Origin of the sequence: Haloterrigena salina JCM 13891 (genome assembly GCF_000337495.1) — an archaeon.
Lineage (GTDB): Archaea > Halobacteriota > Halobacteria > Halobacteriales > Natrialbaceae > Haloterrigena > Haloterrigena salina.
In genome coordinates this window covers 1-456 of record NZ_AOIS01000001.1, presented here as the reverse complement: position 1 = coordinate 456, position 456 = coordinate 1, and the positions used below count along the sequence as shown (strand labels likewise).

The window sequence follows — 456 nt, the reverse complement described above, 5'->3', positions numbered from 1 at the left end:
GTGATCTCAGTGGTATCTCTTTTCCAAGTGGGTTTCGAGCTTAGATGCGTTCAGCTCTTACCCCGTGGTGCGTGGCTGCCCGGCACGTGCTCTCTCGAACAACCGGTACACCAGTGGCACCCATTCGTAGTTCCTCTCGTACTATACGAACGTTCCCGTCAGGAACCATAACACCCCCAATAGATAGCAACCGACCTGTCTCACGACGGTCTAAACCCAGCTCACGACCTCCTTTAATAGGCGAACAACCTCACCCTTGCCCGCTTCTGCACGGGCAGGATGGAGGGAACCGACATCGAGGTAGCAAGCCACTCGGTCGATATGTGCTCTTGCGAGTGACGACTCTGTTATCCCTAAGGTAGCTTTTTTGTCAGCAATTGCCCGCATCAAGCAGGCTAATTGGTTCGCTAGACCACGCTTTCGCGTCAGCGTCCGTCGTTGTGCCGGACACTGTCA

Annotated in this window: 1 rRNA gene; it reads right to left on the bottom strand. The window is 54.6% G+C overall.

The features are described 5' to 3' along the window. Window positions 1-456, bottom strand: a 23S ribosomal RNA gene (locus tag C477_RS24290); the annotation flags it as partial.